This is a genomic window from Arthrobacter sp. FB24, assembly GCF_000196235.1.
GTDB lineage: Bacteria > Actinomycetota > Actinomycetes > Actinomycetales > Micrococcaceae > Arthrobacter.
Window position 1 is genome coordinate 2475720 of record NC_008541.1, and the last position, 18626, is coordinate 2494345.

An 18626-nucleotide genomic window follows, 5' to 3' on the forward strand; every position below is an offset into this window, starting at 1 on the left:
CATCCGGACCGGCCGGAGCTGGTTAGATTGAACCGGGTTAGATTGAACCGGGCGACGCCGACGGAAGCCGCGACGGCTGCCCCCGCATAACCGAGGGAGACACGATGAGCATGGCCACCCAGGCCGAACCCCAGCCGCCGGCACCGCACGTGGCCGACAGCCACGACCTGATCCGCGTGCAGGGGGCGCGTGAGAACAACCTCAAGGACGTCAGCCTGGAGATCCCGAAGCGCCGGCTGACGGTCTTTACGGGCGTCTCCGGTTCGGGCAAGAGCTCACTGGTGTTCGCCACCATTGCCGCGGAGTCGCAGCGGATGATCAACGAGACGTACAGCGCGTTCGTGCAGGGCTTCATGCCGACTCTGGCGCGGCCCGACGTCGACCTGCTGGAGGGCCTGACCACCGCGATCATCGTGGACCAGGAACGGATGGGGGCCAACCCCCGCTCCACCGTGGGCACCGCTACCGACGCCAACGCGATGCTGCGTATCCTCTTCAGCCGGCTGGGGACACCGCATATCGGTCCACCCACGGCCTTCTCCTTCAATGTCCCGACACGGAAGGCAAGCGGGGTGATGAGCACCGAGAAGGGCGGCCGGGTCGAGAAGAGCGTGGTGCAGAACGCGGTCTACCTGGGCGGCATGTGCCCGCGGTGCGAGGGCATGGGCTCGGTCTCCGATTTCGATCTCACGGCGCTCTACGATGACAGCAAGTCGCTCGGCGGGGGTGCCCTGACGGTCCCCGGGTACAGCATGGACGGGTGGTACGGCCGTATATTCAGCGGTGCCGGCTTCGACATGGACAAACCGATCGCGAAGTTCACCAAGAAAGAGCTGGACGACCTGCTCTACAAGGAGCCGACCAAGATCAAGGTCGAGGGCATCAACCTCACATACGAGGGCTTGATCCCGAAAATCCAGAAATCGATGCTCTCCAAGGACGTTGACGCGATGCAGCCGCACATCCGTGCCTTTGTTGAGCGTGCCATCACCTTTCAGTCCTGCCCTGAGTGCGAGGGCACGCGACTCAGCCCGGAGGCAAGGTCGTCGAAGATCCAGGGCCGGAATATCGCCGACCTGTGCGCGATGCAGATCAGTGACCTGGCCGGCTGGGTCCGTGACCTCAGGGAGCCGTCCGTCGCCCCGCTCCTCAAGGGGCTGCAGCACCTGCTCGACTCCTTCGCCGAAATCGGGCTGGGTTACCTTTCCCTGGACCGGCCCGCGGGCACGCTGTCCGGGGGAGAGGCGCAGCGTACCAAGATGATCCGGCACCTCGGTTCGTCCCTCACGGACATCACCTACGTCTTTGACGAGCCGACGATCGGGCTCCACCCGCATGACATCGAACGGATGAACAAGCTGCTGCTGCAGTTGCGTGACAAGGGCAACACCGTGCTCGTCGTAGAGCACAAACCGGAAACCATCGACATCGCTGACCACGTTGTTGACCTCGGCCCCGGCGCAGGCACCGAGGGCGGCAACGTCTGCTTTGAGGGCAACGTGGAGGGGCTGCGGGGGAGCGACACCATCACCGGCCGCCACCTCGACGACCGGGCAGCTGTTAAGAACACGGTGCGCACGCCGTCCGGCACCCTGGACGTTCGTGGTGCCTCGACGCACAACCTCCGCGACGTGAGCGTCGATGTTCCGCTCGGCGTGCTCTGCGTCGTGACAGGGGTCGCGGGTTCAGGCAAGAGCTCGCTGATCCAGGGCTCGGTGGCCGGCCGCGATGGCGTTGTGGTGATCGACCAAGGCGCTATCAAAGGCTCGCGCCGCAGTAACCCGGCGACGTACACCGGCCTGCTTGAGCCCATCCGTAAAGCATTCGCAAAGGCCAACGGTGTGAAGCCGGCGCTGTTCAGCTCCAACTCCGAGGGCGCCTGCCCCCCGTGCAACGGTGCCGGGGTCATCTTCACGGACCTGGGTGTGATGGCCACCGTGGAGTCCGTCTGCGAGGACTGCGAGGGCCGGAGGTTCCAGGCGTCAGTCCTGGAATACGAGCTGGGTGGCCGGAACATCGCTGAAGTGCTGGCAATGTCCATGACCGAAGCCGAGGCGTTCTTCGGCGCAGGCGAGGCACGGACGCCGGCAGCCCACAAAATCCTCGACAGGCTTGTGGACGTCGGGCTCGGGTACCTGACGCTCGGCCAGCCGCTCACCACGCTGTCCGGCGGCGAGCGGCAGCGCGTCAAGCTGGCTACCCAGATGGCGGAGAAGGGCGACGTCTACGTCCTGGACGAGCCGACCACCGGCCTCCATCTCGCCGACGTCCAGAACCTGCTGGGCCTGTTGGACAGGTTGGTGGATTCCGGGAAATCAGTAATCGTGATCGAACATCACCAGGCCGTTATGGCTCACGCCGACTGGATTATCGACCTTGGCCCGGGCGCCGGGCACGACGGCGGACTGGTCGTCTTTGAGGGCACGCCGGCCGAGCTCGTCGCCGGACGTTCCACGCTCACCGGTGAACACCTCGCGGCCTACGTCGGCGCCTGACCAGACAGGGTGCCCAGGGGTTCAGAAGGCGGGTCCTCTCGTCTTCTGAACCACTTCTCCAAAACGCCGATAATCTACATTATGTAAAGTAGTGCTCTGCGTATTGCATCAGATGAATCAATCGCCCCGATCCCCCTGATCGGCAAGGAGTTCTCTAACTCCATTGAGATTCCGCGGAATTTGCGGCCTGACGGCTTTGATGCGCCGCGGCCCAAGCGCTCCTGACGGCTGCAACGCCCATCCTCAGAGCGACCGACACAAGCGTCTGACCTGCGGTTTTGCGCTGATGATGCATTTAATGAATCATTGATTCAGGATTTGAGCACAAACTTCGACGGAACTGTGAGGCGAAAAATGGCGGTCGACGGGTCCGGGCGTGTGCTGCAGCTGAGCGCTGTTCAGCTGCTGCATCCCGAGGAACAGACGCTCGAAGACATGCTGACCGGCTGGCGCAACCAGCAGCTCTCCAGGAACCTCCAGTTCGACACAGTCGACAAGGGCATCGAGTGCGTCCGCCGGTTCGTCAACCATGTGAACGAGTTCCCGTGGAACTGGGCACCGGAGCAAGTCGAGGAGTATTTCGGTGACCTCCGCTCGATCCACCAGCTGAAGCACTCCACTATCCGCGGCTACCAGTCCACGCTCCGCCGGTTCACGTCCTACGTGTCGAACCCCGACTACGGCTGGGACCAGGTCTGCGAACAACGCTTCGGCACACACCCCTCCCAGGTCTTCTTTGACTGGAACACCGCCACCCACACGCAGGAGTACGAAGGACGCGCCTCCAAGCGGCCCTTCACCAAGACCGAACTGCAGATGCTGTTCGATCACGCCGACGACCAGGTCGAACTCATCGCCGCCTCAGGCAAGAAAGGCTGGCAGGCAGCCTACCGGGACGCCGTCATGCTGAAAGTCGCCTACTCGTACGGGCTCAGATTCAACGAGCTCCGGCACCTGCAAACCATCGACTTTGCGGCCAACCCCCAAGCACGAAGGTTCGGCAAGGCAGGCGTCTGCAAGGTCCGGTTCGGCAAATCACGCAAGGGCTCCCCCCACAAACCCCGCAGCGTCCTGACGGTCTTCGACTGGACCGCCGGAGTCATCGAGGACTGGCTCGCCAACGGACGAGGCACACTCGACACCTTGGACCTGTTCCCCAGCGAACGCGGCGGCCTGATCTGTGAATCCACCCTGCTGCGCCGGCTCCGGCGCTACCTCAACGAGCTGGGCCTGCCAATGGATGGCCTGGACCTGCATTCGCTCCGGCGCTCCTATGCAACGCACCTGCTCGAGGACGGATGGGATCCTAGATTCGTGCAACATCAAATGGGCCACGAACACGCCTCCACCACCGGGATCTACCAGTTCGTCAGCGACGACTTCCGCAACACGACCCTCCGGGCGGCCCTGGACCGCACCATGGACGAAGTCCTGGGCGTGCAGATGCGAGGTCAATGGTGAAACGCGAAGTCGAATACAAATGGCGGCTCTCCGAGCTCATGGCAGCACGGGGACTGCACAACACCACCGACCTCATCCCCCTGCTGGCCGAGCGCGGCATCACCTTGTCCCGGCCACAGGTCTACCGTCTCGTCAACCAGAAGCCCGAACGCGTCGCACTGCAGGTCATCGCCGCGATCTGCGACATCTTCTCCTGCGGACCCGAAGACCTCATCACCGTCACAGCCGCCGACGTCCGCGCCCGCAAAACAGGCACCAGCGCCCCCAACGTCGTCGACCTGAACCGCACCGTCAGACCACGACGGGCGCGCATCATCGACAATGATCACTGACAAGCCCGAAGGCCTCAGTCCCCGCAGCACCAGCCGCGGCCGGCCCCGCACCACCGGGACCGCTTCCTGCGCACGCTGCGGCCGGGCCGCCGGCAGAACCCGCGCCACCTGGCCCGAAGGCCGAATCTGCGGCCCCTGCTTCACCACCGCCACCCGCACCCACGGGACCTGTCCGGAGTGCGGCCAGCACAGACTTCTACCCGGGCCACCGGACATCAGCGGAGGGCCACGCTGCGCGCCCTGCGCCGGCATCCTCCACGACTTCCACTGCACCCGTTGCAATACGGAGGGCGAGTTCTACCGGCGCGGCATATGCGCCCGCTGCGCCCTCCGGGAGGATCTCAACGAACTACTGCTCACGCACCCTGCCGACCCGGAGACCGCCGGCAAAATCGTCGATGTCCTCTGCAAAGCAGAACGGCCCGAAAGCATCATCACCTGGAAGCGCTCCCCCAAAGTCCAAGCCCTCCTCGGCTCTCTATCGAGCGGGGAGACTCCGCTGACGCACGAAGGACTCGATGCCGCGGCTAAGTCAGCGAACCGCGAAGCCAATCACCTGCGCGCCCTGTTCATCCACCACGGACTCCTCCCCTACCAAGACCCGCATCTGGCCCGGTTCGAAACCTGGATTGACGACAAGCTCCGCCACTTGCCCGAGGAGGTCGCCAAACCCGTCGCACAGTTCGCCACCTGGCATCACCTCCGCCGCATCCGATCCATCACAACACCGGAGAAGAGCGCCCAAGCTCCGGTCCACTCCGCCAAACAAGAGATCACCGAAACCATCAAGTTTCTGGACTGGCTCTGGGAAACCCACCAGCGGACAGCGGCGAACTGCACCCAACAAGACATCGAAACCTGGCTCGCCACCGGTCCCACGACCAGAAAAGCCATCCGCACCTTCATCGTCTTCATCAAAAACACCGGCACAAACCACCGCGTGGACATGGGCCACTACACCGCCAAAACCCGCCCAACGATCACCCAGGACCAGCGCCTGGCATGGCTCCGGGAACTGCTTACAGGCACCAGCGAGTCCCTGACCTACCGAGTCGCCGGCATCCTGCTGCTTCTCTACGCCCAACCGCTCGTGCGGGTCGCCAAACTCCGAACCGACGCTATCGAAACCAATGAAAGCACCGGCAACATGCGGATCACCTTCGGCCCGCACCCAGTGCCCATTCCCGAACCCTTCGCCGGCTTGCTTCGAGAGCACCTTAAAGGCCGTCCGAATCTCAGAACAGGATCAGACGCACAAAGCCCTTGGCTCTTCCCGGGGATCCGGGCCGGACAACCACTTCACCCAAACGGCATCATGGATAGGCTCCGAAGCTTGGGCATCGATCTTCAGGGCGCACGAAACACGGCCCTCGACGAACACCTCTTAGCCTCACCACCGCCACTGGTCGCCAACGCCCTTGGCTATAGCCACCAAGTAGCCTTCCTCCACGCCGACGCAGCAGGCGACGCCTGGTCACGCTACGTCAATCTCCGCACGACGCCCTGACGTCACTGGGTGAGGGCTATGGCTCGTCTCTGACTGATTCCTGCTTTGCGTTCCGCCAAATCAGGGTATAAACGATGGCCAGTCCCAGAGAGGCCAACATGAGCACAAGATAGATCAAGCGGAAGTCGTTATTCATGACGTCAAAGACCGTTTTCACCGCACAGAAAACGCTGACGATCCACAGACCAACCGCCGCCCATCGGGCAGTTCGACGAGGATCTCCACCCAAAGGGTTCCTGTTTGCGCTCATGGCTCACCCTAGGCAATACCTAAGCCAATTCGCCATAGGCAACGCAGGCCAGGCAGTCCGCCCACCTCGCCGTCTCTCCTCAACGAATACGCTCAGACTGAATCCGCAGGGATGCCACTAGAAGTTTTCCGGCGAAGCCCCAGGCACAGTGTGAGCGTGACGTGTCCGGCCGGAATCAGCCGATAGCCGCCGCTTCATCCAGGGTGTGCGGTTGAAAGTGCTCCAGCATGTCGCGCATGGCCTCATAGCCCTGGGTAAATGCGGGTGAGGCCCGCCACACGTCGACCTGTTCAAGCGACTCCCAGGGGCCGGTACTGATGAATCTGTTGGGAACATCGCGATCATGCATCAGCACAGCTTTCGCGCCGGGAAAATCCTCTTCGGTCTTCCGGGCGAGATCGCGCCATGCCTGGACAAAGTCATTCTCCCTGCCGGGTTTCACCAACCAGATTCCGAGCGTGTAAACAGACATCGCGAACGCCTCCAATCGCGTGCGGGGTAGGTATTCCCGATTATCGTCCCGCCAGCCGGAGCCGGGTAGGGCCACATGGCATGTGGCCCGCTCCCCCGGCACCCAACCTGGGAGCCGGCCCCGACGCCTAAAGTTCCTTCAGACCCCGTCGTAGGCGGCCTGCAGCTCGCTGATCACCAGCTTGCGCATTCCCAGCATTGCCTGCATGGCACGCTGCGCACCCTCAGGATCCGGCCCGCCCAGCAATTGCCCCATTGCGGAAGGCACTACTTGCCACGAAAGGCCGAACCTGTCCTTGAGCCAGCCGCACTGGCCCTCCGAACCGCCGGCCGTGAGGGCCGTCCAGTATCGGTCCACTTCTTCCTGTGAGGAGCAGTTGATTACAAAGGAAACAGCTTCAGTGAACGTGAACGCGGGCCCACCGTTAAGACCCAGGAATTTGCGGCCTTCAATTTCGAACTCCACGGTCATCGCCTGGCCTGCGATGCCGGGTCCAACGTCGCCATAACGGGCCACGTTAAGGATTTTCGAGTCGTCAAAGACCGAGACATAGAAGTCCGCTGCTTCCTCGGCCTGCGTATCAAACCACAGGCAGGTGGTGATCTTTTCAGTCACTTGGTTCCCTCATCTCACTGGCTTCATCTCACTGGCTTCGCCGGAACGGACTCCCGACGCGATCCTTCGGTTGCGTGTGTGAGCCTAGCGGCGGGTGATTCGCGGCACAATGGAGCCGGTAAGCTGGCCGTTAATGCGGCAGCTGGCTGACCAGGCCAAGGGTGTTCCCTTCGCTGTCCCGGATGAAAGCCATCCATTCGTCGGTTCCGGCCGGACCCAGGCGGTCATCAGCATGGCTGAAGATCACCTTGGGCTCCTCAACTATCTCCACTCCCCTGCCCCGGAGGCCGGTCACGGATTCCCTGACGTCAGGCACTGCCAGGTAGAGCAAGGCGGACGGCGCCCCGGTTTCGAGCAGCAAGCGCACGCCGTCCAGGTCAAAAAAGAGAAGCCCGGGCGGATCGAATAATGCACGGGCCTCGACGCCGAGCAAGGCGGCGTAAAACTCCCCTGCCCGCGGAAGGTCGCTGGCATGTTGCGCGATCTGGACAAGTCTCATAGTGCCGTCCGGTTTGTCGTTGCGTGAGGAACTGGTGCTGTGGGGCGTGAACAGGAACGCCGGAAAGTTTGCTGGCGGTGTTCCCGGTCACAGTCTAGGGCCGCCGACGGCTGTCACGCAGGCCCACATCGGCTCGTCCGGGCGCGGAACCGCAACTAGTGTGGAGGTATGCCTTCCCGCCCTAACCCGACACCCGTCCGCGCCGCTGCCAGGAACGCGGCAGGATTTGCCGCCCTCGCCGATACCGTCCTTATCCTGGCGTTTGCAGCCATCGGCCGGGACGCGCACCAGCGCGGAGACGTGATCACCGGGGTCCTCTCGACGGCCTGGCCGTTTCTGGCCGGGGCTGCCATCGCATGGCTTGCCTTGCGGGTATGGCGGGGGCCGTTGCGCGTCTGGCCGGAAGGCGTCGCTGTGTGGCTTGGCGCCGTGGCCCTGGGCATGGTTCTGCGGGCGGCGACCGGACAGACGGTGGTCCTGCCGTTCGTGATTGTTGCCACGCTGAGCCTGGGCGTTTTCCTTGTGGGCTACCGTCTGATTGTGGCCGCTGTTGGCCGGTTCAAAGGACGCCGGCAGCTCCGCTGATTCACATTGAATGTACTAGGCTGGCAGCACACAGCATCGCCTGCCGCCCCTTAAAGGGCGCATCCATCCGAAAGGTCCAGAGTGATCACCGCATTCGTCCTGATCAAGACAGACGCCTCCCGAATTCCGGAGACGGCGGAGGAAATTTCGGCGATTCCGGGCATCAGCGAGGTCTACTCCGTGACCGGGGAATGGGACCTGATCGCCGTGGCCCGGGTGGCGAAGCACGATGACCTCGCGGACGTCATTGCGGACAAGCTGTCCAAGGTGCCGGCGGTGGTTCACACGACGACGCACATCGCGTTCCGCGCGTACTCCCAGCACGACCTCGATGCGGCTTTCGCACTGGGCTTCGAGCAGTAGCCCCTGAACGGCTAGCCCCGGGTAAGGGCGACCCACTTTTCCAGCACGGCCGCCGCGGCACCGGAGTCAATGGACTCTTCCGCTCGCTTCAACGCGGCCGCCATCCGGTCCGTGAGCGTGCCCTCGGCATCGACGTCGAATGCCACCAGGCCCGCGGCGGCATTCAGAAGGACGGCGTCACGGGCCGGGCCCGCCACGCCGCTCAGGACATCACGGACGACGGCGGCATTGGCTGTCGCGTCGCCGCCGCGGAGCTCCTCCACTGTTGCGGCACGGATGCCCAGCGCCTGGGGATCAAACGTCTGTTCCGTCACTTCGCCGTTCCGGATCTCCCAGACAGTGGACGGTCCGGTGGTTGTCAGTTCGTCCAGTCCGTCACTCCCCCGGAAAACCAGGCCGCGGCTTCCGCGCTTGGCCAGGACCCCGGCAACCAAGGGGGCCATCCTTTCGTTGGCGACACCAACCGCCGAGGCCTGAACCCGCGCGGGGTTGGTCAGCGGGCCGAGGAAGTTGAACGCCGTGGGTATGGCAAGCTCCCGGCGCGGGACGGCAGTGTGCCGGAAGGAGGGGTGGAACACCTGGGCGAAGCAGAACGTGATCCCCGCTTCTTCTGCGTTGCGCGCAACGCGTTCGATGGGCAGGTCCAGCCGGACGCCGAGCGCTTCCAGCACGTCCGCCGACCCGGACGACGACGACGACGCACGGTTGCCATGCTTAACCACCTTTGCGCCCGCTCCCGCACAGACGAGGGCGGCCATGGTGGAAATGTTGACGGTGTTCAGCTGGTCACCGCCGGTGCCCACAATATCCAGCTTCTCGCCGGCGATGTCGACAGGGTTCGCGTGCGCCAGCATGGCCTCGACAAGCCCGGCTATCTCGTCCACCGTCTCGCCCTTTGACCGCAGCGCCACCAGGAACCCGGCGATCTGCGAAGGGGTGGCCTCCCCGGACATGATGGTGTCCATCGCCCATTCCGTATTGTCGGCCGTCAGGTCCGCGCCGTTGATCAGTGCCGAAATGAGCCGCGGCCAGGTGTTGCCCGCCGCCTGTGCAGATGCCTGTGAAGTCACCTCCTGATGCTATCGAGGCACCCGCCCTGATGACCAATGTGAACCGGTCCGGGAACTTTTCCGCGCGAATTCGCGTCTTGGTAGAAAAAGTCCGCGGAAATGGCGGTTTGCGTTGGGCAGGAGGAACTTTTACAGACATAATGTCTATGTGACATCTGCGACCCATGCCCCCAGTACCCCGGCGCACCCGACGCTGAACCGCCCGAATATGGTTTCCGTAGGAACCGTTGTCTGGTTGTCCAGTGAGTTGATGTTCTTCGCCGGTCTCTTTGCCATGTACTTCACACTCCGTTCGACGTCCGGACAGATGTGGGCCGAAGAGACAGCCAAGCTCAACTTCCCCTTTGCGCTCGTAAACACGATCGTCCTCGTGGCAAGTTCATTCACTTGCCAGATGGGCGTCTTCGCCGCTGAGCGGCTCCAGCCGCGCCGCGCCGGCGGCCCCCTTGCCTTCACGCGTTGGGGGATGAACGAATGGTTCACGCTCACGTTCATCATGGGTGCCTTCTTCGTTGCCGGTCAGGCAACTGAATACGCCATGCTCGTCTCGGAGCATGTGTCGCTCTCGTCGAACGCTTACGGCTCTGCCTTCTACATGACCACCGGCTTCCACGGCCTGCACGTCATCGGCGGCCTCATCGCCTTCCTCTTCATCATCGGCCGTTCGTTTGCCGCCAAGAAGTTTGGTCACTTCGAGGCAACGTCCGCGATTGTCACCTCGTACTACTGGCACTTCGTCGACGTCGTGTGGATCGGCCTCTTCCTGGTCATCTACGTCCTCAGGTAGCCCCGACTTGACTCTTTTTCTACAAGAGGCAGAATTTCAAGAAGCGGCTCCCGGAGCCGACGCACGATCGAAAAAAGGAACCACCACGTGAAGGCACTCTCGCAGAAGCGACGTCACCCACTGGCAGCCATTGCGCTGCTGCTGATGGGCCTCCTCCTCACTGGTGGGCTGTACGCCGTTGCCACCACCGTCAACGAGGCCAAGGCTTCCACCACCAGCTTCAGTGCGAACGACACTGAAGAGGGCGGGAAGCTTTTCGCCGCCAACTGCGCAACCTGCCACGGCATGGGTGCGAGCGGAACCAAGGACGGACCCTCACTTGTAGGCGTCGGTGCTGCCGCCGTTGACTTCCAGGTAGGCACCGGGCGCATGCCCATGCAGATGAACGGCCCGCAGGCTTACAAGAAGCCCGCACAGTTCAACGACGAACAGACCCACCAGCTGTCCGCTTACGTCGCTTCGCTCGGCCCCGGCCCGTCCATCCCTGAAGAGGGCCTCCTGGACGCAAAGGGCAACGCCGCAGAGGGCGGCGAGCTCTTCCGGGTCAACTGCGCCATGTGCCACAACGCTGCAGCCGCCGGCGGAGCGCTCACCCGCGGTAAGTTCGCACCGGCCCTTGCTGATGTTTCCGAAAAGCACATCTACGAGGCCATGGTTACCGGGCCGCAGAACATGCCGGTCTTCAACGACGCCAACGTTTCCCCCGAAGGCAAGCGCGACATCATCACCTTCCTGAAGCAGATCGAAGCCAGCGGTTCACCCGGCGGAGCCGATCTCGGCGCCCTGGGCCCCGTCTCTGAAGGTCTGTTTGTCTGGATCGCCGGCCTGGGCGTCATCATCGCCTTCACCATCTGGCTGACGTCCCGGACGTCCTAGCGACGTCCGCAACTGTAAGAACTCCTGCTGACGAGTCAGCAGTATGGAATTGAAAACTAACCCGGCACTGGCCGGGACGAGAGAAGGATGAGGCGAATTATGGGCAACCATAGTGACGGCAGTCCGAACCACTCGGGCACCGTAGCTACGGCTGGTCAGAATGAGGTGGAGAAGTTCCAGGATCCTGGAATTCCCCCGCATCGTTTGCGCCTGGCTGACACGGACCCGAAGGCCGCAAAGCGTGCAGAACGGCAGGTTGCCGTTCTCTTCGGCAGCTCAGTCGTGGGCACCGTGATCTTCCTGGTGGCGTACTTCGCCATCGATCTTGGACCCGACTCCACGATCGCCACCATCCGGCTGCAGAATGCCCTGCTGGGCATTGGCACCGCCTTTGCCATGCTCGGCATCGGCACCGGCATTGTCCACTGGGCCAAGGCGCTCATGCCAGACCACGAAGTCTCCGAAGAGCGCCATGCCATCCGCACCGAAGAGGACCGCCAGGCGGCAGTCCGCATCGTTGATGACATTGTCGAAGAAACGGGCATCAAGCGCCGGCCGCTGATCCGCAACACGCTCCTCGGCGCCGTGGCTTTGGCTCCGCTGCCTGCACTGGCCGTCTTCGGTGACCTCGGTCCCCGTCCGGACGACAAGCTTGCACACACCATGTGGGCCCCGCAAGAGGGCAAGCTCAAACGCCTTACCCGGGACCCGGACGGTACGCCCATCAAGGCTTCGGACGTCACCATCGGCTCGGCTTTCCACGTGATTCCGGAAGGCCTGAACGAACTGCATGAAGGCAAGCTGAACGAAAAGGCCAAGGCCGTCGTCCTGCTCATGCGCCTGAACCCCGAGTCCCTCAAGCCCTCTGCGGGCCGCGAGGACTGGAGCTACAACGGCATCGTTGCCTACTCGAAGATCTGCACCCACGTTGGTTGCCCTGTTGCCCTGTACGAGCAGCAGACCCACCACCTGCTGTGCCCGTGCCACCAGTCGACCTTTGACCTGACCCAGGAATGCAAGGTTATCTTTGGCCCGGCCAGCCGGCCTCTCCCCCAGCTGCCCATCGCAGTTGACGCCGAGGGCTACCTGGTCGCTACGAGCGACTTCAAAGAACCCGTAGGACCGAGTTACTGGGAGCGTGATGAGCATGAGCGCAACATCAACAGCTAATGCCCCCGCCTTCGTCGCCAAAACCAAGGGCGGCCGCATTACCGACTTTGTTGACCAGCGCGTCGGCGGATCCGGCATTCTCCGCGAATTCGGCCGAAAGGTCTTCCCGGACCACTGGTCGTTCATGTTCGGCGAAGTGGCGCTGTATTCCTTCGTCATCCTGCTGCTCTCCGGCACGTTCCTGACGTTCTTCTTCGATCCGTCCATGGCGGAGACGCACTATGACGGCTCGTACACGCCGCTGAAGAACGTCGAAATGTCGGTCGCCTATAGCTCATCGCTGGATATCTCCTTTGATGTCCGCGGCGGCCTGTTCATGCGCCAGGTGCACCACTGGGCCGCCCTGCTGTTCGTGGCTTCCGTTTCCGTCCACATGCTGCGGGTGTTCTTCACCGGCGCGTTCCGCAAGCCCCGCGAACTGAACTGGGTGGTGGGCGGTGTCCTGCTCATCCTCTCCATGGCGGCAGGCTTCACCGGCTACTCGCTCCCCGACGATCTGCTCTCCGGCAACGGCCTGCGGATCATCGACGGTGTCATCAAGTCGATCCCGGTGATCGGTACCTACATCTCGTTCTTCCTGTTCGGCGGCGAGTTCCCCGGTACGGTCATCATCAGCCGGCTCTACATGCTGCACATCCTCCTGGTACCGGCACTGATCCTGCTGATGATTGTGATCCACCTCTTCATGGTTGTTGTTCACAAGCACACCCAGTACCCCGGCCCCGGCCGCAACGACGGCAACGTCGTCGGCTACCCTCTTGGTCCGGTGTACGCGGCCAAGGCCGGCGGCTTCTTCTTCATCGTGTTCGGTGTCATCGCCCTCATGGCGGGGTTCTTCACCATCAACCCGATCTGGAACTACGGTCCCTACGACCCCTCCCCGGTTTCCGCAGGCACGCAGCCTGACTGGTACATCGGCTGGGTTGACGGCGCGCTGCGGCTCATGCCCGGTGTCATCGGTGACTTCCATTTCGAGTACGTCATCTTCGGGCACGTCCTGACCCTGAACGTGCTGCTGCCGGCCCTGGTACCTGCCGGCCTCGTCTTCACGGTGCTGTTCATGTACCCGTGGATCGAACGCTGGATCACCAAGGACGACCGCGAACACCACGTCCTGGACCGCCCGCGCAACGCTCCCACTCGTACCGCGATCGGCATGGCCGGCTTCACGTTCTACTGCGTGATGTGGGCTGCGGCTAGCTCGGACCTCATTGCCACTCACTTCCATGTGGCACTGAACGACGTGACGTACTGGTTGCGGGCACTGTTCTTCATCGGCCCGGTCATCGCGTTCGTTGTGACCAAGCGCGTCGCCTTGGCGCTTCAGCGCAAGGACCGCGAAATCGCCCTGCACGGCCGCGAAACCGGCCGCATCGTGCGCCTGCCGCACGGTGAGTTCATTGAGGTCCATGCCCCGCTGGATGACTACAAGCGTTACAAGCTGGTGGGCTTCGAGTCACCGGTGCCGCTACCTGCTGTTCCGAACGAACACGGCGTCGTAACCCGCAAGGAAAAGCGCCGTGCAGCGCTCTCGCGCTGGTTCTTCGAGGACAGGGTCGCACCTGCCTCGCCGGCTGAGCTCGAGGCCGCCCACGGGCACCACGGCCAGCACGAAGCGGTCGAAACGGCCGAGGGACAGAAGACCCTCAGCCACTAGCTAGTGGTTTGAAAGCGACACAGAAGAGGCCCGGTCCGAATGGACCGGGCCTCTTCTGTGTCGCCTATGGATTCCGGTAGCCGGAGGCGTAGTTGCGCGTGGGACGGACTCCGGGACGTTGCAGCGGCACCCACAGCTTGTAGCGGTCTGCCCGGTAGTAAGACACGGAGTAGTCCACCATGGAGCGAGCAACGAAGGCGTGCCTCTGGATCTTCAGCAGCGGGGATCCCACCTCTACATTAAGAAGCCTGGCAGTGGACGGAGACGCTGCCGTGGCCTCAATCATGTCCTCCCCCCACTCCATGACCAGGCCAAAGCGTTCACTCAGGACGTTGTACAGCGAGGTGGGTGGTTCGCCGTCGAGCAGGCCGGGAACGCGATGAGCGGGAATGAAGTTCTCGTCGACGCTCATGGGCTCGTTGTCGGCCAGCAGGAGGCGCCTGAAGCGGACCAGGGGGGTACCCTCGTCCAGCTGCAGCTCGCGGGCCAGGAACGCACTCGCGCCGATCTGCTCGAAGCTCAACACCTTGGCGGCAGGGACCATGCCACGGCGCTGCATTTCCTCACTGTAAGAGGTCAGCTTCACCTGCAGATCGAGTTTTGGTTTCCGGACGAAGGTCCCCAGGCCAACCACCCGTTCAATGACCTCCTCGCCTACCAGCGCATCGATGGCCTGGCGGACCGTCATGCGGGCCAGCCCGAATCTTTCGGCGAGGTCGCGCTCCGAAGGCAGCGACGAGCCTGGCGGGCAGGAAGCCGTGATGTGTGCGCGCAGGAGTTCCCGCAGCTGGACATAGATGGGCGTCCCGCTGTCGCGGTCGATCTCCCCTACCATCCTGCTCGCGTCAGACGCCGCCATGGCCGCAATCCAGATCTACATTCATGTTTTAAGGGTAGAGCAACAACAGGGCAGGTCTAGACCACCCGGATGGCGGTTTCGGCCACCGGATGTACCGGCACTACGCTTGTTCAGGAATGCAGTCGTGACGGCCGAGACCCGTCGGAACAAAGGAGTCCTGTTGCCAGTGCGCAAGGCAATCGTTCAATCACCCATAGGCCTGCACGCGCGGCCGGCCGCTGTCTTCGTCCGGGCCGTTACGGATTCCGGCCTGCCGGTCAGAATCGGGAAGAAGGGAATCGTGCCCGTCGATGCGCGGTCCCTGCTCGAAGTCATGACCGCCGATTTCTATTGCGGCTGTGAGGTGGAACTCTCGGTCGACCCCGAGGCGCTTCCCGCCCGCTACAGCGTCGAATCCGCAGAGGCAGCACTGGAAGGCCTGACTCTACTGCTGGAGGCAGGCGCGGCCGCCTGAGGGCTTCCTGACCGACTTCGGCGGGCCTGTGCGCCACACCGCGCGAGGTACGGACGCGTCCTACTGTGGCTAAGCGCAAATAACGACGGCGGGCCCCACCAAATGGTGGGGCCCGCCGTCGTTGTTATCAGTACTTATGCGCTAGTGCGCGTGGTCGCCCCGGCTGTATTCGTACACCCAGCCCACGAGGGCGATGACGGCCAGGCCGCCGGCGATGAACGTGACCCAGAACCCTACGGCCAGGCCGAGGAATCCGCCTGCGCAGGACAGGCCCAGGACCAGCGGCCACCAGCTCCAGGGGCTGAAGTGCCCCTGCTCGCCGGAACCTTCGTGGATCTCGGCGTCGTTGCGGTCCTCGGGACGCATACCCACGCGCTTGCCGGTAAAGCCAAGGTACGCGCCGATCATGCCGGCAAGGCCGCCAACGAGAAGGATACCGAGGATGCCGACCCACTCAGACCAGTTGGTCAGGAATCCGTAAACCAGGGAGACCGGTACGAAGAAGAAGACTCCGGCTCCAAAAATCCATGATTCGATCTTCACTTGGCGGTGTCCTTCTGATCTGCGTTGCCCAGCACGGACGCTGCCGGTGCCGGTGATTCAACGGTGTGCGACTGTGCGAGCTCCGGGTGGTGGAGGTCCAGGGCAGGACGCTCCGAGCGGATCCGGGGCAGCGACGTGAAGTTGTGGCGCGGCGGCGGGCAAGAGGTTGCCCACTCGAGAGAAGCACCGAAGCCCCAGGGATCGTCCACTTCAACCTTTTCGTTGCTGCGCCAGGTGATGTACACGTTCCAGAAGAACGGGATCAGCGAAGCGCCCAGCACGAACGAGGAGATTGTGGAGAACTGGTTCATCCACGTGAAGTTGTCCTGCGGCATGTAGTCCGCGTAGCGGCGGGGCATGCCCTCGACACCCAGCCAGTGCTGAATCAGGAAGGTTCCGTGGAAACCAAGGAACAGGAGCCAGAAGTGGATCTTGCCCAGGCGCTCGTTGAGCATCTTGCCGGTCCACTTCGGCCACCAGAAGTAGAAGCCGGCGAACATTGCGAATACCACGGTGCCAAACACCACGTAGTGGAAGTGGGCCACCACGAAGTAGGAATCCGATACGTGGAAGTCAAGGGGCGGTGAAGCCAGGATGATGCCCGTCAAACCACCGAACAGGAAGGTTGCCAGGAAGCCGATGCTCCAGAGCATGGGCGTTTCGAAGGTGATGGAACCCCGCCACATGGTGCCGATCCAGTTGAAGAACTTCACGCCGGTAGGTACGGCGATCAGCATCGTCATGAAGGAGAAGAACGGCAGGAGGACCGAGCCGGTGACGTACATGTGGTGAGCCCACACGGTCACGGACAGAGCAGCGATGGCGATGGTTGCGTACACGAGGCCCTTGTAGCCGAAGATCGGCTTGCGGCTGAAGACCGGGAAGATCTCGGAGACGATGCCGAAGAACGGCAGCGCGATGATGTACACCTCGGGGTGGCCAAAGAACCAGAACAGGTGCTGCCAGAGGACTGCACCGCCGTTCTCGGGATCGAAGATGTGTGCTCCGAAGCGGCGGTCCGCGCCGAGGGCGAACAGGGCTGCAGCGAGAGGCGGGAAGGCCATGAGGACCAGGATGGCCGTAACCAGCGTGTTCCAGGTAAAGATCGGCATGCGCCACATGGTCATGCCCGGAGCGCGCATGCAGATGATGGTGGTGATGAAGTTGACTGCACCGAGGATGGTGCCGAAGCCGGAGAGTGCGAGGCCGAACACCCAGAGGTCACCGCCGACGCCGGGGCTGAATGTGGTGTTGGACAGCGGCGCGTACGCGAACCAGCCAAACGAAGCGGCACCCTGGGGCGTAATGAAGCCGGAGACGGCGATCGTGGAGCCGAAGAGGAAGAACCAGAAAGCCAGTGCGTTCAGTCGCGGGAAGGCGACGTCGGGTGCACCGATCTGCAGGGGCATGATGACGTTGGCGAAGCCGGCGAACAGCGGGGTCGCAAACATCAGCAGCATGACGGTTCCGTGCATGGTGAACAGCTGGTTGTACTGCTCTTTGGTCTGCAGGATCTGCATTCCGGGCTCGAAAAGTTCGGCGCGGATCAGCAGCGCCATGACGCCGCCGAAGCAGAAGAACACGAAGGACGAGATCAGGTACATGTACCCGATGGTCTTGTGGTCGGTCGAAGTGATCCAGTTGACGACGATGCGTCCCTTGGACTTCGGAACAACGGGCGCCCCAAGGGCCCCGGCAGGTGCGGATTGAGTGTACGTAGCCACGTCGCTCCCCTTACTTAATTTCGTTCAGGTTCGGGTTGCGGTCGTACTCTTCGCCGAGCAGACCGGTGTTGCCGTCCTGTCGGAGCTGGTCCAGGTGCGCCTGGAACTCCGTTTCGGAGACAACCTTCACGCGGAACAGCATTTCGGAGTGGTATTCGCCGCAGAGTTCGGCACATTTGCCGTCGTAGGTGCCCTCTTTGGTGGGGGTAAACCTGATGTAGTTCGTCTTGCCCGGGATCATGTCGCGCTTCTGCAGGAAGGCGGGGACCCAGAAAGAGTGGATAACGTCGCGGGAGTTCAGCTCCAGGTCAACAGACTTGTTGACGGGGAGGTACAGGGTGGGCAGCTTTTCCTTGTCCACTTCAGCACCGGTGAGGTGCGCCTGGACGCCTGCTTCGTGGACGTCTTCAGTGATGACGTCGCCCTGCTTGTAGTTGAAGTCCCAGGCCCACTGCTTGCCGCGGACGTCCACAACGACGTCGGCCGGCTCGGAGCGGTTGTCGATGGCCTGCTGGTCCCGGTCGGTGAAGTAGAAGAACACCAGCACCATGAACAGCGGGATGGTCAGGTAGAAGACCTCGAGGGGAAGGTTGAAGCTGGTCTGCCGCGGGAACCCGACGGTGCCCTTGCGGCGGCGGTAGGCGACGACGCACCAGACCATGAGTCCCCAGGTAATGATGCCGACGACCAATGCGGCTATCCATGAGTTGACCCAGAGGTCCATGATGCGGTCAGTGTGATTGGTGGTGCCACGCTCGGTGGGCAACCAGCCTCTCTGTACCTCTGGTGAACATCCAGTCAAAGCCAACGCGCCGGCTAGTGCCAAGCCAGTGATCGTAGTGATCTGTTTGCGTCGGCTGCCGGTTCGGTTCTGCGAACTCACAGACGGCCCTTCCTACTTGTTGCT

The 18626-nt window shown here is 62.8% G+C and carries 19 protein-coding genes; 11 read left to right on the forward strand and 8 right to left on the reverse strand.

The window, feature by feature from the left end; all coding sequences use genetic code 11:
* Nucleotides 1-110: 110 nt before the first annotated feature.
* The 4 genes from ARTH_RS11125 (at nt 111) to ARTH_RS11140 (ending at nt 5795) form a co-directional block, all read left to right on the forward strand.
* Entirely contained in the window at nt 111-2495 is a 2385-nt protein-coding gene (locus tag ARTH_RS11125; RefSeq protein ID WP_011692045.1) for an ATP-binding cassette domain-containing protein, read from the forward strand.
* Between the two features lie 354 nt (nt 2496-2849).
* Nucleotides 2850-3956 carry a tyrosine-type recombinase/integrase gene (locus ARTH_RS11130; protein WP_011692046.1) on the forward strand — a complete coding sequence of 369 codons (1107 nt, stop codon included), beginning with the start codon at nt 2850-2852 and terminating at the stop codon, nt 3954-3956.
* Nucleotides 3950-4288 (forward strand): helix-turn-helix domain-containing protein, encoded by a 339-nt coding sequence (locus ARTH_RS11135; protein WP_232223511.1) that lies wholly within the window; start codon nt 3950-3952, stop codon nt 4286-4288. The genes ARTH_RS11130 and ARTH_RS11135 overlap by 7 nt, the downstream gene beginning before the upstream one ends.
* Complete coding sequence (locus ARTH_RS11140) at nt 4278-5795, forward strand: recombinase XerD (RefSeq protein ID WP_011689759.1); 1518 nt, start codon at nt 4278-4280, stop codon at nt 5793-5795. Before ARTH_RS11135 ends, ARTH_RS11140 begins: the two co-directional genes overlap by 11 nt.
* A 425-nt stretch (nt 5796-6220) precedes the next feature.
* Here the strand turns inward: ARTH_RS11140 and ARTH_RS11145 are convergent, their stop codons facing one another.
* From ARTH_RS11145 to ARTH_RS11155, 3 genes are all read right to left on the reverse strand, one after another.
* Complete coding sequence (locus ARTH_RS11145; protein WP_011692047.1) at nt 6221-6517, reverse strand: putative quinol monooxygenase; 297 nt, start codon at nt 6515-6517, stop codon at nt 6221-6223.
* Between the two features lie 138 nt (nt 6518-6655).
* On the reverse strand, nt 6656-7132 hold the full coding sequence (locus ARTH_RS11150; protein ID WP_011692048.1) for a VOC family protein: 477 nt from the start codon (nt 7130-7132) through the stop codon (nt 6656-6658).
* A 130-nt stretch (nt 7133-7262) separates the two neighbouring features.
* Nucleotides 7263-7631: a VOC family protein gene (locus tag ARTH_RS11155; RefSeq protein WP_011692049.1), complete on the reverse strand. Its 369-nt coding sequence runs from the start codon at nt 7629-7631 to the stop codon at nt 7263-7265.
* 168 nt (nt 7632-7799) lie between these two features.
* On the opposite strand from ARTH_RS11155, the gene ARTH_RS11160 reads away from it, so the two are divergent.
* Nucleotides 7800-8216 (forward strand): DUF3054 domain-containing protein, encoded by a 417-nt coding sequence (locus ARTH_RS11160; protein ID WP_011692050.1) that lies wholly within the window; start codon nt 7800-7802, stop codon nt 8214-8216.
* Between the two features lie 81 nt (nt 8217-8297).
* A complete protein-coding gene (locus tag ARTH_RS11165; protein WP_011692051.1) occupies nt 8298-8579 on the forward strand; it encodes an Lrp/AsnC family transcriptional regulator in 282 nt (93 codons plus the stop codon).
* An 11-nt stretch (nt 8580-8590) separates the two neighbouring features.
* Here ARTH_RS11165 and trpD read toward each other — a convergent pair whose 3' ends face one another.
* Nucleotides 8591-9649 carry an anthranilate phosphoribosyltransferase gene (gene trpD / locus ARTH_RS11170; protein WP_011692052.1) on the reverse strand — a complete coding sequence of 353 codons (1059 nt, stop codon included), beginning with the start codon at nt 9647-9649 and terminating at the stop codon, nt 8591-8593.
* Between the two features lie 148 nt (nt 9650-9797).
* Between trpD and ctaE the strand changes: the two genes are divergently transcribed.
* The 4 genes from ctaE to qcrB all read left to right on the forward strand — a co-directional run bounded on the left by ctaE (nt 9798) and on the right by qcrB (nt 14139).
* Nucleotides 9798-10436 carry an aa3-type cytochrome oxidase subunit III gene (gene ctaE, locus ARTH_RS11175; RefSeq protein ID WP_011692053.1) on the forward strand — a complete coding sequence of 213 codons (639 nt, stop codon included), beginning with the start codon at nt 9798-9800 and terminating at the stop codon, nt 10434-10436.
* Nucleotides 10437-10523: 87 nt separating this feature from the next.
* The gene (gene qcrC / locus ARTH_RS11180) at nt 10524-11312 is read left to right on the forward strand and encodes a cytochrome bc1 complex diheme cytochrome c subunit (RefSeq protein ID WP_011692054.1); all 789 of its coding nucleotides are present in this window, start codon (nt 10524-10526) and stop codon (nt 11310-11312) included.
* Nucleotides 11313-11411: 99 nt separating this feature from the next.
* On the forward strand, nt 11412-12482 hold the full coding sequence (qcrA, locus tag ARTH_RS11185) for a cytochrome bc1 complex Rieske iron-sulfur subunit (RefSeq protein WP_011692055.1): 1071 nt from the start codon (nt 11412-11414) through the stop codon (nt 12480-12482).
* Nucleotides 12460-14139 (forward strand): cytochrome bc1 complex cytochrome b subunit, encoded by a 1680-nt coding sequence (gene qcrB, locus ARTH_RS11190; RefSeq protein ID WP_043429792.1) that lies wholly within the window; start codon nt 12460-12462, stop codon nt 14137-14139. Before qcrA ends, qcrB begins: the two co-directional genes overlap by 23 nt.
* Before the next feature lie 64 nt (nt 14140-14203).
* Here the strand turns inward: qcrB and ARTH_RS11195 are convergent, their stop codons facing one another.
* Nucleotides 14204-14998, reverse strand: a complete 795-nt coding sequence (locus ARTH_RS11195) for a GntR family transcriptional regulator (protein WP_011692057.1) — start codon at nt 14996-14998, stop codon at nt 14204-14206.
* A gap of 160 nt (nt 14999-15158) precedes the next feature.
* Here ARTH_RS11195 and ARTH_RS23880 point away from each other — a divergent pair, with 160 nt between their 5' ends.
* On the forward strand, nt 15159-15452 hold the full coding sequence (locus ARTH_RS23880) for an HPr family phosphocarrier protein (protein WP_043430722.1): 294 nt from the start codon (nt 15159-15161) through the stop codon (nt 15450-15452).
* Between the two features lie 141 nt (nt 15453-15593).
* On the opposite strand, the gene ARTH_RS11205 is transcribed toward ARTH_RS23880, so the two are convergent.
* From ARTH_RS11205 to ctaC, 3 genes are read right to left on the reverse strand one after another with little or no spacing between them, the layout of a single operon-like run.
* The gene (locus ARTH_RS11205; RefSeq protein WP_011692059.1) at nt 15594-15995 is read right to left on the reverse strand and encodes a cytochrome c oxidase subunit 4; all 402 of its coding nucleotides are present in this window, start codon (nt 15993-15995) and stop codon (nt 15594-15596) included.
* A complete protein-coding gene (ctaD, locus tag ARTH_RS11210; protein WP_011692060.1) occupies nt 15992-17719 on the reverse strand; it encodes an aa3-type cytochrome oxidase subunit I in 1728 nt (575 codons plus the stop codon). Before ctaD ends, ARTH_RS11205 begins: the two co-directional genes overlap by 4 nt.
* Nucleotides 17720-17729: 10 nt before the next feature.
* Nucleotides 17730-18602, reverse strand: a complete 873-nt coding sequence (gene ctaC / locus ARTH_RS11215; protein ID WP_011692061.1) for an aa3-type cytochrome oxidase subunit II — start codon at nt 18600-18602, stop codon at nt 17730-17732.
* Nucleotides 18603-18626: the final 24 nt, after the last annotated feature.